Origin of the sequence: Pseudomonas sp. Z3-6 (genome assembly GCF_051131985.1) — a bacterium.
Lineage (GTDB): Bacteria > Pseudomonadota > Gammaproteobacteria > Pseudomonadales > Pseudomonadaceae > Aquipseudomonas > Aquipseudomonas zanjanensis.
On sequence record NZ_CP071644.1, the window covers coordinates 5,360,058 to 5,373,981 of the forward strand.

Consider the following 13,924-nt stretch of genomic DNA (forward strand, 5'->3'; position numbering starts at 1 on the left):
GTGGAGACAACAATGAACCTATCACTGCGTAAAGTAGCCCTGGCAGCCGGATGCCTGATGTTCGCCGGGCAATTGCTCGCCGCTGATCCATCCAAAGAACCGAAGCGCCCGGAATGTATCGCCCCGGCCTCCCCCGGTGGCGGTTTCGACCTGACGTGCAAGCTGGCGCAAAGCGCGCTGGTCAACCAGAAGCTGCTGACCAAACCGATGCGCGTCACTTACATGCCCGGCGGTGTCGGCGCGGTGGCCTACAACGCAGTGGTCGCCCAGCGCCCGGCCGACGCCGGTACGCTGGTGGCCTGGTCCAGCGGCTCACTGCTGAACCTGGCCCAAGGCAAGTTCGGTCGTTTCGATGAAAGTGCCGTGCGCTGGCTGGCCGCCGTGGGCACCAGCTATGGCGCCATTGCCGTGAAAAGCGATTCGCCCTACAAGACCCTCGACGATCTGGTACAGGCCCTGAAGAAAGATCCGGGCTCGGTGGTGATCGGCTCCGGCGGCACCGTCGGTAGCCAGGACTGGATGCAGACCGCCCTCATCGCCAAGGCCGCCGGCATCAACCCTCGCGACCTGCGTTACGTGGCCCTCGAAGGCGGCGGCGAGATCGCCACCGCACTGCTTGGCGGGCACATCCAGGTCGGCAGTACGGACATTTCCGACTCCATGCCGCACATCCAGAGCGGCGACATGCGCCTGCTCGCCGTGTTTGCCGAGAAGCGCATCGACGAGCCGGAAATGAAGGACATTCCGACCGCTGTGGAACAAGGCTACAACATCGTCTGGCCGGTGGTTCGCGGCTTCTACCTCGGGCCGAAGGTCAGCGATGAAGACTACGCCTGGTGGAAAGACGCTTTCGACAAGCTGCTGGCTTCCGAAGAATTCGCCAAGCTGCGCGACCAGCGCGAGCTGTTCCCGTTTGCGATGACCGGTCCGGAACTGGACACCTACGTGAAGAAGCAAGTGGCTGATTACAAGGTGCTGGCCAAAGAGTTCGGCCTGATCCAGTAATCCTCCCTGTTCTCGCGGCGGCGCCGGCACAACCGGCGCCGCCCAGGAGTTAGTCATGCTCACCATCCAACGTATTTTTGCCGCGGTGCTGCTGCTGGCCTGTATCGGCCTGGCGCTGATGGCCTGGCCGTATCAGGCCGCCTTTTCCTACGAACCGGTCGGCCCGCGCGCCTTTCCATTATTGATCCTGGGACTGATGGGCCTGGCGCTGCTGTACATGCTGTTTCGCCCTACGCCCGTCGTACACAGCGAGGACGACCCGCAACTGGACCGTGAAACCCTGCAGAAGATCGGCATCTGCGTCGCGCTGCTGCTGGTCTTCGCCGGGACCTTCGAACCCCTGGGCTTCATCGTCGCCAGCATCTTGGTCGGTGTGCCGATGGCGCGCCTGTATGGCGGTCGCTGGGTACCGAGCGTGGTGATCATCAGCCTGATGGCCATCGGTCTTTATCTGTTGTTCGACAAGCTGATGGACGTGCCGCTGCCCCTGGGCCTGCTCGACGTCCTGGAGAATTGATATGGATACCCTGAATTATCTCGGCCAGGGTTTTGGCGTTGCACTGACCCCCTACAACCTCGTCACGGCATTGAGCGGTACCCTGATCGGCACCGTGGTCGGCCTGCTGCCGGGCCTGGGCCCGATCAACGGCGTGGCGCTGCTGATCCCGATCGCCTTCGCACTGGGGCTGCCGCCGGAGTCGGCGCTGATCCTGCTGGCGGCGGTGTACCTGGGGTGCGAATACGGCGGGCGTATCAGCTCGATCCTGCTTAACATCCCCGGTGAAGCCTCCACCGTGATGACCACCCTCGACGGCTACCCGATGGCTCGCCAAGGTCTGGCCGGGGTGGCGTTGTCGCTGTCGGCGTGGAGCTCGTTCATCGGTGCGCTCATCGCTACCTGCGGCATGGTGTTGTTCGCACCGCTGCTGGCCAAATGGGCGATTGCGTTCGGGCCGGCGGAATACTTCGTCCTGATGGTGTTCGCCATTGTCTGCCTCGGCGGCATGGCCGGCGACCGACCGCTCAAGACTTTCATCGCGGCGCTGATCGGCCTGTTCCTGTCCAGTGTCGGGATCGACGCCAACAGCGGCGTCTATCGCTTCACCGGTGACAACATCCACCTGACCGACGGTATTCAGTTCGTCGTGCTGGTGTTGGGCTTGTTCTCCATCAGTGAAATCCTGTTGCTGTTGGAGAAAACCCACCGCGGCCAGGAAGCGGTGGAAGCCACCGGGCGGATGATGTTCAACCTCAAGGAGGCCGCCTCGGTGTTCTGGGTGAACATCCGCTGCGGCGTGCTGGGTTTCATCATGGGCGTATTGCCTGGGGCGGGCGCGACCCTGGCCAGCGCCGTGGCCTACATGACTGAAAAACGCATGGCCGGTGCCAGTGGCACGTTCGGCCAGGGCGACAAGCGCGGCCTCGCGGCGCCGGAAACCGCCATCGGCGGCGCAGCCTGCGGTGCGCTGGTGCCGATGCTGACTCTCGGCGTTCCTGGGTCGGGCACCACGGCGGTGATGATCGGCGCGCTGTCGCTGTACAACATCACCCCCGGTCCCCTGCTGTTCCAGCAACAGCCGGACATCGTCTGGGGCCTGATCGCCTCGTTGTTCGTCGCCAACATCATGCTGGTGATCCTCAACATCCCGATGATCCGCATCTTCACCCGCATCCTGGCCGTGCCGAACTGGGCGCTGGTACCGGTCATTGCGATCATCACCGGGATCGGCGTCTACGCGGTGCATGCCACCACATTCGACCTGTTCCTGATGATCGGCATCGGCATCTTCGGCTACATCCTGCGCAAGTTGGATTTCCCACTGTCGCCGGTCTTGCTGGGCTTCATCCTCGGCGGGCTGATGGAGCAGAACCTGCGCCGTGCGCTGTCGATTTCCAACGGTGCGCTGGAGATCCTCTGGTCGAGCCCGATCACCTTCGGTTGCTGGATCCTGACGGCGATCATGTTGTTCCTGCCGCTGCTGCGCATCTGGCGTCGTCGCAGTGCCCAGCGTCGTGCCCTGGCCAATGTCTGAGGCAACAACCTTCAGACAATGGTGGAGAACACCGCTGGTCGGTCTGGCCGGCGGTTACCTGGCCAGCCTGATCGGCTGGCCCCTGCCCTGGATGGTCGGCTCGTTGTTGGCGATCATCCTGGTGCGCTGTCTCACGCCGTGGCAATTGATGGAAATCCCCGGCGGCCGCAAATGCGGCCAATGGGTGGTGGGCATCGGTATCGGCCTGCACTTTACGCCGGTGGTGATGGAGCAAGTCCTGAGCCACTTCGGCCTGATCTTCTTCGGCGCGCTGATCACCAGCGTGTCCAGCGTGGTGAGTGTCTGGCTGATGCGTCGCACCGGCGAGGACCGTGCTACCGCGTTCTTTTCGAGCATGCCGGGCGGTTCCGGCGAAATGGTCAACCTCGGCGCCCGCAACGGCGCGGACCTCAGCCGCGTTGCAGCGGGCCAGAGCCTGCGGGTGCTGGTGGTGGTGCTGTGTGTGCCGGCGGCCTTCAAGTACCTGTTGGGTGAAGGTACGCCGATGCAACACGCCACGACGGTGGACTGGCTGTGGCTGGCGATCCTGTTCCCGGCGGGCGCCCTGCTCGCCTGGGTCTGGGAGCGCTTGCGCCAACCCAATCCCTGGTTGTTCGGGCCGTTGCTGGTGAGCGCGGCGGTGAGTGTCGGTTGGGACCTGCACATTGGCCTGCCCGACGGCGCCAGCCAGCTTGGCCAGTGGCTGATCGGCAGCGGGTTGGGTTGTCATTTCAACCGGCAGTTCTTTCGTCGGGCACCGTCATTCATGGGGCGCACGTTGGTTGGCACGGTGTTGACGATGCTGATCGCCACACTGGCAGCCCTTGGCTTGAGCACCTTGACCCATCTGGATCTGCGCTCGTTGACGTTGGGCATGATGCCCGGCGGCATCGCGGAAATGAGCCTGACGGCGGAGACGCTGCAACTGTCGGTGCCATTGGTAACGGCGTTGCAGGTGATGCGGTTGTTGTTCGTGCTGTTCCTGGCAGAGCCGTTGTTCAGGTATTGGACGAGCAGGTCGGCGTCGGATTTGTAGACCGAGTTGTCTTCATCGCGAGCAGGCTCGCTCCCACAGGAGCCCTGCGGCGAGCACACATTTTGCGTCCCACCACAAAACCTATGTGGGAGCGAGCCTGCTCGCGATGGGGCCCGCTCGACTAGCTCATCAAACCGGCGGCAACCGCCACTCGATCGGCTGCTCGCCATGCTGCTGGAGAAACTTGTTGGCCCGGCTGAAATGCCCGCAGCCGATGAAGCCTCGGTGGGCCGACAGCGGTGACGGGTGGACCGAGGTCAACACCAAGTGCTTGGTCGCATCGATCAACTTCTGCTTGCCCTGGGCATGGGCGCCCCACAGCAGGAACACCAGGTTCGGCTGGTGTTCGCTGACCACTTCGATGACCCGGTCGGTAAAGTGTTGCCAACCTTTCTTGGCATGGGCGTTGGCATTGGCGCGCTCCACGGTGAGGGTCGTATTGAGCAGCAACACGCCCTGGTCGGCCCAGCTTTGCAGGTAACCGTGATTCGGGATGTCGATGTTCAAATCGCGCTTCAATTCCTTGTAGATGTTCACCAGCGACGGCGGCGTCGGCACGCCCGGTTGCACCGAGAAGCACAAGCCATGGGCCTGGCCTGGACCGTGGTACGGATCCTGGCCGAGAATCACCACCTTGACCTTGTCCAGCGGCGTGGAATTGAGGGCATTGAAGATCAACGGTGCCGGTGGATAAATTTCCTTGCCGGCGGCGTATTCACTGCGCAAAAACTCGCGCAACTCCGCCATGTAGGGCTGGTCGAACTCGGCACGCAAGGCCTGCTTCCAGCTCGGTTCGAGTTTGATACGGTCGTCAGCAGTCATGGTTGCATCCGGTAAAAACAGTGGGCGCACCCTAGGAAAGCCTACAGGGCTTGTCAATTGATCTGACGCAGAACCGGCACTTTCCCACGCAGCGGTCATACTGAACATTCAAATTTCCGATCGAGGTCCCGATGAATCTGCACTTCGAAGAACTCACCGGCATCGACGGTGCCCGTATCGGCATCGCCACGCTGGATGCCGAAAAATCCCTGAACGCCCTGTCCCTGCCCATGATCAACGCCTTGCGTGATCGCCTCGATGCCTGGGCCCGAGAGCCGCAGGTCGTGTGTGTGCTGTTGCGTGGCAACGGCGCCAAGGCCTTCTGCGCCGGCGGCGAAGTGCGCAGCCTGGTGGAGGCCTGCCGCGCGCATCCCGGCGAAGTACCGCCGCTGGCGGCGCAATTCTTCGCAGCGGAATACCGCTTGGACTTCAACCTGCACACCTACCCCAAACCCCTACTGTGCTGGGGCCACGGTTATGTACTGGGCGGCGGCATGGGATTGCTGCAAGGCGCCAGTACCCGCATCGTCACGCCCAGCAGCCGCCTGGCGATGCCCGAGATCAGCATTGGCCTCTACCCGGATGTCGGCGCCAGTTGGTTCTTGTCGCGCCTGCCCGGCAAGCTCGGGCTGTTTCTCGGCCTGACCGGCGCCCACATGAACGCCCGGGACGCCATCGACCTGGGCCTGGCTGACCGCTTTTTGCTGGACGAACAACAGGACGATCTGATCGAGGGCCTGCTGCAACTCAACTGGCAGGAGCAAACGGAGATGCAGCTCAACAGCTTGCTCAAGGCCTTGCAGCAGGAAGCCATCACCCAACTGCCCGAAGCCCAATGGCTGCCGCGGCGGTCGAAAATCGATGAGTGGTTGGATGTCAGCGATGTGCGCTGCGCCTGGAAAGCCCTCAGCCTGTTGGTGGATCATCCTGATCCACTGATCGCCCGGGCCGCCAAGACCATGAGCGAAGGCTCGCCGCTGACCGCACATCTGGTCTGGGAGCAAATTGCCCGGGCCCGGCATTTGTCCTTGGCCGGTGTGTTCCGGATGGAATACACCTTGAGCCTCAACTGCTGCTGTCATCCGGAGTTCAGCGAAGGCGTGCGGGCGCGTTTGATCGACAAGGACCACAAACCGCGGTGGCACTGGCCGGACATCAACCATGTGCCCGAAGCGGCGGTCGAGGCGCACTTTCACAAGGCATGGGAAGGCAGGCATCCGTTGGCGGATTTGTCTAACGAATAAAGCAGCGGATGACGCTCTGTGGAAGTGACATTGTGGAATGTGACATCTGTGGGAGCAAAGCTTGCTCGCGATAGCGGTATGTCAGTCATAGAGAGCTGACTGGGCCTATGTCATCGCGAGCAAGCTTTGCTCCCACAAAAGTTATCCCAACAAAAGTTATTCGACAGGTGTTTATTGCAGCCACAAAAAAGCGGCGCTTCATGCGCCGCTTTTTGCTGCCAGTCCATTACCGATGATTGCCCCGTCCATCATGACCCCGTCCCCGATGATCATGCCCACGGTCACGTCCGCCACGGCCACGACGATCGTCGTTCCAGCCACCCCGATCGCGACCGTCCCAGCCGCCCCGGTGAGGATAAGGCCGGTACGCCGCTCGCGGTGGCGAGTAATGGCGTGGGCCATGTTGGTAGTAGCGCGGTGCCGAGTAATAGCGCGGCGCCGGTTGGTAGTATCGCGGAGCGTAATAGCCGCGCGGTGCCGAATAGTAACTCCCGCCACCGCTGTAATAGACCGGTGCCGGTGAGGTGTAGACCTCGGAACGGTAGTAGCTCGAGTCTCCGTCGTAGTAGGGCACGCATGCCGAAAGAGTCAGGCCAAGGAACGCAATGAGCAGCAGTCGTCGATACATGGCGGCCTCCTGGACCGCGAATGGGCCACATCAGCGACGCTGATGGGCGGCAGTCAACGTTGTGTGACTGACACCTACTCAGACAGCAGAATCGGAATCTGGTGCGTTTGTGCAATAAGTTGAAACATGTAGCGCTTTGCCCAGTTTCGGCCACCATTTTGAATGCCCCCACAAACGTGGCAAATCCGACTGTCTTTTCCCACAAGGCCACTAAACTGATTTCATTGGGTCTGCGCCAAGGGAATCGCCATGTCGCTCCGTTCGCCGTTATATTCCCAGCGCAAGCCGCTCCTGGCCGTGGTGGCGCTGCTCGGTTCTGGTTTCCTGATCATTACGTTGCTGGGCTATTACGCGGCCCATGCCTCGGTACGCGATCACATCCTCAAGACGGTGCTCGTGAATCTACTGATCGGCGTGCTCGTGACGTCGGCGGTCTTGGCCATCCTTTATCGGTTGATCAACAGCTATCAGCTGCGCATCGACGCCCAGGCCACCCTCGACAGCCTGACCGAATTGCCGAACCGCCGTGGCTTCGACCTGCTGGCCGTGCAAGCCCTGCACGAAGCCCAGCGCGAACCCAAACCCTTGACGGCGCTGCTGGTGGAGCTGGACGACTTCAAGCAGCTGGACAACACCCACGGTCATATCGCCACCGATCAACTGCTTACCGGCTTCGCCCGCAACCTGACGGAGAGCCTGCGGCATTCGGACATCGTGTGTCGTTGGAGCGCCGACGCCTTCGTCGTCCTGCTCAAGGACACCGATGGTCAGACCGGTCTGAAAATCGCAGAGAAAGTTCGTCAGCACATCGAAAAGCAGCGCTATTTCTGCAGTGGAAAGCAATTGCGGGTTACCGTCAGCCTCGGCCTCACCACCCTACAAGACGAAGATACCTTGCACAGCCTGCTGTCGCGGACCGATCATGCGCTGCAACGCGCCCGGAAAACCGGGTGCAACCGAACCTGCGTGGAAATGCCTCACTCCAGCTATGAATAAACCCGACCTTTGCCCGGCCTGCGGCGGCGCCAACGACTGCACCCTGGCCGACCCTCGAACCGCCGACCGGCCCTGCTGGTGCTACAGCGTGAGCATCGACCCGACCGTGCTCGAAGCATTGCCGGCCGAGCTGCGGGATCAGTCCTGCCTGTGCCCGCATTGCGCGCAGGTCGACATCCAGTTGCGCGCCAAGCCCCGGCCAATCGCGTAAGATGCCCGCCCTCTGCTGCCCTGCCTGAACTGCCCATGCGCGTCGACCGTTTCCTCAGCAATCTGCCGCGATTCAATCGCCAACAAGTGCGCCTGTTGCTGGTGGAACGCCGAGTGCGAATCGACGGCCAGACCGTCAGCGATCCCCATGCCCCGGTACGTGAGTTCAGTCGCGTCGAAGTCGATGACGACGTGCTGCAAGCCGGCCGACCCGCGCGCTACTTCATGCTGCACAAGCCGCCCGGCTGTGTCAGCGCCACGCGCGATCCGCAACACCCTACCGTGCTCGACTGGCTGGACGAACCGGACAAGGACGATCTGCATATCGCCGGGCGCCTGGATTTCAACACCACCGGGCTGATGCTGATCACCAATGATGGAACCTGGTCCCGACGCCTGACCCAACCGCAGACCAAACTGCCCAAGGTCTACTACGTCGAAACCGAGCAAACCATCACCGCCGAATACGCCGACACCTTTGCGCGAGGCATGTACTTCGCCTTCGAAGACCTCACCACCCAGCCAGCAGGACTGACACTGCTGGGGGAAAAGTCGGCGCGCTTGAGCATCGTGGAAGGACGTTACCACCAGGTCAAACGCATGTTCGGCCACTTCAACAACAAGGTGCTGCGCCTCCACCGCGAGCGCATGGGCCCGCTGGTGTTGGACGCTCATTTAGCGCCTGGCCAATACCGGGCCTTGCGCCCTGAAGAAGTCCAGCTCATCTGAGCCCGCTACCGCTGGGCAGAAGTGTCGAACAATTTTCCGATAGGGACTTGCGCAACGGTCGCCCCCCTGCTTGAATCAAACCGTCGGCCGAAATGTGACCGATGAGTCAACTCATACCTCTAAGAAACTTTTTGCCGGCGGGAACCCTCAGGTTCCGCCTTATCCGCCCGGCAAACTGCCCGCCATAACAATACCCGTCGACCGGCTTTCATGGATCGACATGGGCCTTATCTTCCAGGCGTATGCCTACCTGTCACATTGCCCGTGCAATCTCATTGCGCGCATACCCGCTTGCCAGGAGTCTTATGACATGAGGCCAGAAATCGCTGTGCTGGATATACAGGGTCAGTATCGGGTTTACACGGAGTTCTATCGCGCAGACGCCGCACAAAAGACCATCATCCTGGTCAACGGCTCAATGGCCACCACCGCGTCGTTTGCACAGACCGCCAAAAACCTCTACCCGCAATTCAACGTCGTGCTGTACGACCAGCCCTACGCGGGCAAGTCCAAGGCCCACAATCGGCACGAGAAAATGCTGACGAAGGAGATCGAAGGGCAGATCCTCCTGGAACTGATCGACCACTTCGCCGCCGAGCACGTGCTGTCGTTTTCCTGGGGCGGCGCCGCCACCCTGAGCGCCCTGGCCCAACGGCCACGGCGCATCGAAAAAGCGGTGATCAGCTCGTTCTCGCCGGTGCTCAATGCGCCGATGCGCGACTACCTGGAGCGTGGTGTGGACTACCTGGGCAGCCTGGACGGAGACCGTGTCGGCCACTTGGTCAACAGCACCATCGGTAAGCATCTGCCGCCGCTGTTCAAGCGCTTCAACTATCGCCATGTCAGCAGCCTGGCCGAGCACGAGTACGGGCAGATGCACTTCCACATCACCGACGTGCTCCACAGCGACCAACAGTGCTATGTCAACGCGGCCAAGAAAATCAACGTGCCGGTGCTGTTCCTGAACGGCGAATGGGATGAATACACCTCGGCCGACGACGCCAGGCTGTTCGCCAACCACGTCCAGCACAGCACCTTCAGCACGCTGCAAGCCACCGGGCACTTCCTGGACATGGAACACAAAGCCGCCTGCCGCGACAGCCGCAACGCCCTGATGGGTTTCCTCACACCGGAACCCCACGAAAGCCGACCGCGCTATAGCTACGTGCAGGGCTACCATGCACTGGCCATCTGAAACCGAGTCCTGGCGAGCAAGCCCATTTCCCCCTTCAGCACAGGGCTTGCCCGCCAACGACCGCTCTGGTTTGAGGCTCACGTAGACGACTGGTCGCACACGATGCGAAGAAAAACTTCAAATCCGTGCCCACATCTGGTACAAAGTCAGCCGCTCTGAGCGGGTGTCGTATAATGGCATTACTCCAGCTTCCCAAGCTGATAACGAGGGTTCGATTCCCTTCACCCGCTCCAATCGAATTCTGGTCCTGCGTTGTGTGTTTTTGACGGGGGATTAAAAAAACCGGCTCTTGGTGGCCGGTTTTTTTTGGTCTGGTGTTTGTCGTTGGCGATGTTCTGGAATAAATAAATGCGTTCCCATTTATCGCGGCACTCTCTTCCCACAGGCAGCGACAATGCAGGCCGCGAAATTTACCGCCCCCGCTGAAGAGGCGCGATGACGATGTTCCAGAACGTCTCGGCGGCGCCTTCTTGAGAGAGCCTCTGGTCTCGCTGGCTGCGAAAGGGCGCCATCCCCAGGCTGCGCCAGTACAGGGTTTGGTCGTCTGACTCGACATGAAGCGCTTCGTTAAAGGAGCCCCCGCCGAACGAGTCGCCTTGGCTGTAATAGATGCCGGTTCCCATCTGGCCTCCGACAAAAACGGAGGCCTTGGCTACGTCTCGGCCATCCTTGTAAATGGTCGCGGAGAAACGGTTTCCATCGATTCGGCGAAAAACGCCTTGATATCCATCGTTTCGTGCCTGCAGCTCAGCCAGCGAATTCTCAAAGTAGCGGGCAATATATTCGAAAGTCTCGAATTGGAACTGATCCTTATCAAGTTGGGTAAAGGACTTAGCCAACCGAAGGTTGCTGGAACGCGGCCCTGCAATGGCATCGGGGGCTGCGGCAACTGGCATAGCGTACTCGGGGCGTACGCTTATAGGCGGGGACACAGGCTTATCGGTTCGCCATTTTTCAGCCGCCTTGCGAACCTCCTTGGCCACCTGAAGGAATGCTTCGTCCCGATCAGGCCAGAGGGTTACCGGCTTCCCATCCGAGGGGGTGCCGAGCAGCTTGCCGAAAGGAGCATGATGCCAATCACAGGCGCGCAGGATTACTGGGATGACAATCGCCTGCTTCGCATCATGGCGCTCCATGGCGCGTGTCATCTCAACGTTGTAGCAGTAGTCGGATGCAATGAAATCGGGGCTCACCAACAGCAGAATGATTTCGTCAGTGTTGATGTGTTGATCGATGGCGGCATCGATCTCCTGGCCAGCATTGATTCGCCGATCATGCCAGGTCTCGATAACACCCTGACGCTTTAGCATGGACAGCTGTTTTTCGAGCTGGTCTCGCAGCGCCTCGTCAGCATGGCAGTAGGAGAAGAATACATTCGGCAAGATGATGACTCCATGCGGGTTGGGCGACTCGATCTTACGACCTAAATGCGATCCAATTCAAACGGCTCCAGACGCACCGCGTGAATCTGCACCAACATCATCCCGCGCCGATCCAAGCCGGGGTCGTGGATCTCAAGCTCCTGAGGCGAGCTATAAGTACCAGCGCAAGCAGACTGGCGCATACGCAGGGTACAAGACCATTCCGACAGCATGCAGCAGTTGCAGTCGTGCTATCGCGACCGCTTCAGGCGAAATGCTCAACGCTGACTCTATCAGCGTACGAGGGTCGGTCAGGGGGATCCACCCGCCAGGTTGACCGAATTTATGCCATCCCCTATTGCGGCCAGTATCCAGGCAGCCCCCTCCATCTCTTTGAAAGAGTCAGCCGTCAAGGTTGAAAATAACGTAGCCGAGCCTGCTCAACCTGCTGGCTGTAGCTCAGTGTGCTTCGGGGGGCAAGCCACGAGGGCTGCAAAGGCGCCGAGGTATGGCTTAATAGCGACAGCGTTTCGCCCATCAGTTCGCGTAAGGCGAACCACGAGTTCGACGAGCTTTGAACAGAGCCTAATGAACCTTGGGCTGATTTGACGGCAACATCTCAGTTTGCCTGAGCAGAAGCCCGCGCAGCTTTGATAGCCTCTGCTTTCTGCACGACATCACGTTGGGAGGCGTTAGCCTTGCCAATGATGCCCATCAAGATCTCTTTTCTAGTCTCGGCGGGGGTGTTGGTGAAAAACTCAGTCAAAGCGCTGGTTTTCGTAATCTTATCTGTACTCATTGATTTCAACCTCTGCTAACAGCTCAACGAGCTGAGCCTGATCATAGATCTGGGGAATCAGAGCGTCAATCGTATCCCCGGCCACATCAAGCTCAACCTGTTGAGCGTCGTCGCCATCAAAGTCCTTAATAAGCAAATCGATGTGGATCTGGCTACCGTAGATGCGCTTCAACTCAATGACATTGCACCGTGCAGCAACAAACTGTCTGGCGAACTCCAGCAGCGGAATGTTCCTGCCCTCTGTGACTTCCCGAGCCTGCACGAACTGCCAGGCGAGTTCTGGTCTCTGGTAGACATACATAATCTGGGCTTTCCTGCCACTTCCCAAGACGCGGTCGATATTCCGCTTCGCTACCCCAAGGTTGGCCATCGTCCCATCCAGAATGAACGAAAGCCGTCTCTTGAACGCGCGGTCCAACACCTTTTCCAGAATCTTCGTAACCGCACGCTGAAAAAGGTATGAATTGCTTCCGTCGTAGCCGGGAATCAGACTTCGAAAATCATCAGGATCGATACGAAGAACACGTTTGGAGTAAAGGCTAAGATTTCTCTCGTCCAAATCGTCAGCCATAGCCTTGGCTATTTCCGTCTTGCCAGCCCCAGGCGACCCCGCCATGAACACCGTGAATGGTACCTCCTCACTGAGGTACACAGCGGCGTCCGCAATATGCCGAGCCAAGGAGGCTCGATTCACTCTAGCGAATTCAAGGGCTGCTTGCTCGATAGCAGTTTCTTCTGGCGTCATTCCGGCATCGACCTGTTTTACGTGTCCCAGCTTAAAACGTTGATCGTTGCCCATATGGACGAAGGCAACGACGATCAGTCGTCTCGTTGATCGTCGCATAAAAGTATCGTTCGGCTCTCACGACTGTTTGTAGGCAAAATCCGAGTGTTGCGTAAGAGGTGCGCCAACTGCGTTTTTTAGGCAGATTGCCGCCTTGTTGGCTTTGTTTTCCCTGGCTACCCTCCCAAACGTCGCTGCAAATCAGCGATCGGGCTTGGAAACCCGTGAGTCACGAAACCGCACGCCTCATAAGTGCAGAGGTAGTTTTACGCCTGTAAACTTGTGTTTTGGCGGCTGTGCGTGGGACGCCTTTAGGCGTGCCGGTTTCCTTGACTCCCGGTTTCCAACCTGCGCACAGCTGCCACCCATTCGCTTGGAACGAAAGTGGCAGCTCCAGACGTCAAGGAGCTAGACAATGCACAGCAACTCGTTTTTCGATTATTCGTTCAACTCTCGGTCTCACTGCCTCGTCATCAACGGAGGTAGATCATGAACGAAGATACAACCCTCAAAACCATCGGCTACACCCCCTTCAACTATTCCGCTGATCGAGCGTTGTTCCGTGTCAACGGCGGCGTCCCCATCCAAGAGGCATTGGAACGGGCGTCGGATCTTTTGCATCTCGCTCACCGGCTTGCCGAAGACGCGGCGTTTGAAAAGAGCACCGACCGCTACGCCTGGGCTGCGCATTTTTTGTTGGAAATGAGCAAGGCGGTGATTGATGACGTTGTGAAAGTCATTACGCCAAGACCAGCGGCTGAGTCCAAGAAAAAATCCGAGGCACAGTAGATCGACAGTAAGTCCTGAGAATGGGGACATAGGGAACCCCATCCGACAGACAGCGCTAAGCCCTGCTTCTTTCGCAGTGGGGCTTAGCAATACCGACCTCCCTAGAGGCTCAAGCATGGGAAGCGTTCGAAAAACCATCACCGTTGCCAATCAGCGTGCTCAGGAACGTAATGCCGAACTGAAGGATATCCGCTCGGCCCTTGAAGACGGTGAGTCCAGCGGCCCCCCTCGCCCATTCAATTCCGACGCCTTCAAACAGCGAATGTCATTAGGACGTGGATAAATCCCCATCG

The 13,924-nt window shown here is 59.6% G+C and carries 15 protein-coding genes, 1 tRNA gene and 1 pseudogene; 12 read left to right on the forward strand and 5 right to left on the reverse strand.

Translation table 11 applies throughout. The features are described from left to right. The first annotated feature begins 12 nt into the window (after positions 1-12). The 4 genes from J3P88_RS23185 to J3P88_RS23200 are packed head-to-tail and all read left to right on the forward strand — an operon-like array spanning position 13 to position 4,074. A complete protein-coding gene (locus J3P88_RS23185; protein ID WP_186704541.1) occupies positions 13-1,005 on the forward strand; it encodes a Bug family tripartite tricarboxylate transporter substrate binding protein in 993 nt (330 codons plus the stop codon). A 55-nt stretch (positions 1,006-1,060) separates the two neighbouring features. Next, entirely contained in the window at positions 1,061-1,522 is a 462-nt protein-coding gene (locus tag J3P88_RS23190; protein ID WP_186704540.1) for a tripartite tricarboxylate transporter TctB family protein, read from the forward strand. Position 1,523: 1 nt separating this feature from the next. Next, positions 1,524-3,038, forward strand: a complete 1,515-nt coding sequence (locus tag J3P88_RS23195) for a tripartite tricarboxylate transporter permease (protein WP_053120026.1) — start codon at positions 1,524-1,526, stop codon at positions 3,036-3,038. After that, positions 3,031-4,074, forward strand: a complete 1,044-nt coding sequence (locus J3P88_RS23200) for an AbrB family transcriptional regulator (protein WP_434571835.1) — start codon at positions 3,031-3,033, stop codon at positions 4,072-4,074. Before J3P88_RS23195 ends, J3P88_RS23200 begins: the two co-directional genes overlap by 8 nt. Positions 4,075-4,203: 129 nt before the next feature. Here J3P88_RS23200 and ung read toward each other — a convergent pair whose 3' ends face one another. Continuing rightward, positions 4,204-4,896: a uracil-DNA glycosylase gene (gene ung, locus J3P88_RS23205; protein WP_186704538.1), complete on the reverse strand. Its 693-nt coding sequence runs from the start codon at positions 4,894-4,896 to the stop codon at positions 4,204-4,206. Positions 4,897-5,027: 131 nt separating this feature from the next. Between ung and J3P88_RS23210 the strand changes: the two genes are divergently transcribed. Continuing rightward, positions 5,028-6,140 carry an enoyl-CoA hydratase/isomerase family protein gene (locus J3P88_RS23210; RefSeq protein ID WP_434571838.1) on the forward strand — a complete coding sequence of 371 codons (1,113 nt, stop codon included), beginning with the start codon at positions 5,028-5,030 and terminating at the stop codon, positions 6,138-6,140. Positions 6,141-6,366: 226 nt separating this feature from the next. On the opposite strand, the gene J3P88_RS23215 is transcribed toward J3P88_RS23210, so the two are convergent. Further along, positions 6,367-6,768 carry a hypothetical protein gene (locus J3P88_RS23215; protein ID WP_207965312.1) on the reverse strand — a complete coding sequence of 134 codons (402 nt, stop codon included), beginning with the start codon at positions 6,766-6,768 and terminating at the stop codon, positions 6,367-6,369. A 396-nt stretch (positions 6,769-7,164) separates the two neighbouring features. Here J3P88_RS23215 and J3P88_RS23220 point away from each other — a divergent pair. From J3P88_RS23220 to J3P88_RS23240, 5 genes and pseudogenes are all read left to right on the forward strand, one after another. Then, a pseudogene (locus J3P88_RS23220) lies at positions 7,165-7,764 on the forward strand (GGDEF domain-containing protein); the annotation flags it as partial. Beyond that, on the forward strand, positions 7,757-7,975 hold the full coding sequence (locus J3P88_RS23225; protein ID WP_434571839.1) for a cysteine-rich CWC family protein: 219 nt from the start codon (positions 7,757-7,759) through the stop codon (positions 7,973-7,975). The pseudogene J3P88_RS23220 and the gene J3P88_RS23225, both read left to right, overlap by 8 nt. Before the next feature lie 35 nt (positions 7,976-8,010). Further along, positions 8,011-8,703 carry a pseudouridine synthase gene (locus J3P88_RS23230; RefSeq protein ID WP_434571841.1) on the forward strand — a complete coding sequence of 231 codons (693 nt, stop codon included), beginning with the start codon at positions 8,011-8,013 and terminating at the stop codon, positions 8,701-8,703. A 310-nt stretch (positions 8,704-9,013) separates the two neighbouring features. Then, positions 9,014-9,898, forward strand: coding sequence for an alpha/beta fold hydrolase (locus J3P88_RS23235; RefSeq protein WP_434571843.1), 885 nt, complete (start codon positions 9,014-9,016; stop codon positions 9,896-9,898). 159 nt (positions 9,899-10,057) lie between these two features. Next, positions 10,058-10,131: transfer RNA gene (locus J3P88_RS23240), tRNA-Gly, on the forward strand. A 177-nt stretch (positions 10,132-10,308) separates the two neighbouring features. Here the strand turns inward: J3P88_RS23240 and J3P88_RS23245 are convergent. The 3 genes from J3P88_RS23245 to J3P88_RS23255 form a co-directional block, all read right to left on the reverse strand. Beyond that, positions 10,309-11,280: a toll/interleukin-1 receptor domain-containing protein gene (locus tag J3P88_RS23245; protein ID WP_434571845.1), complete on the reverse strand. Its 972-nt coding sequence runs from the start codon at positions 11,278-11,280 to the stop codon at positions 10,309-10,311. 598 nt (positions 11,281-11,878) lie between these two features. Further along, the gene (locus J3P88_RS23250) at positions 11,879-12,058 is read right to left on the reverse strand and encodes a hypothetical protein (protein ID WP_434571847.1); all 180 of its coding nucleotides are present in this window, start codon (positions 12,056-12,058) and stop codon (positions 11,879-11,881) included. Then, on the reverse strand, positions 12,045-12,803 hold the full coding sequence (locus tag J3P88_RS23255) for a zeta toxin family protein (protein WP_434576597.1): 759 nt from the start codon (positions 12,801-12,803) through the stop codon (positions 12,045-12,047). Before J3P88_RS23255 ends, J3P88_RS23250 begins: the two co-directional genes overlap by 14 nt. Before the next feature lie 528 nt (positions 12,804-13,331). On the opposite strand from J3P88_RS23255, the gene J3P88_RS23260 reads away from it, so the two are divergent. Together J3P88_RS23260 and J3P88_RS23265 are read left to right on the forward strand one after the other, a co-directional pair. Further along, the gene (locus J3P88_RS23260) at positions 13,332-13,631 is read left to right on the forward strand and encodes a DUF3077 domain-containing protein (RefSeq protein WP_434571849.1); all 300 of its coding nucleotides are present in this window, start codon (positions 13,332-13,334) and stop codon (positions 13,629-13,631) included. A 115-nt stretch (positions 13,632-13,746) separates the two neighbouring features. Continuing rightward, positions 13,747-13,914, forward strand: a complete 168-nt coding sequence (locus tag J3P88_RS23265; RefSeq protein WP_186704524.1) for a type II toxin-antitoxin system ParD family antitoxin — start codon at positions 13,747-13,749, stop codon at positions 13,912-13,914. Positions 13,915-13,924: the final 10 nt, after the last annotated feature.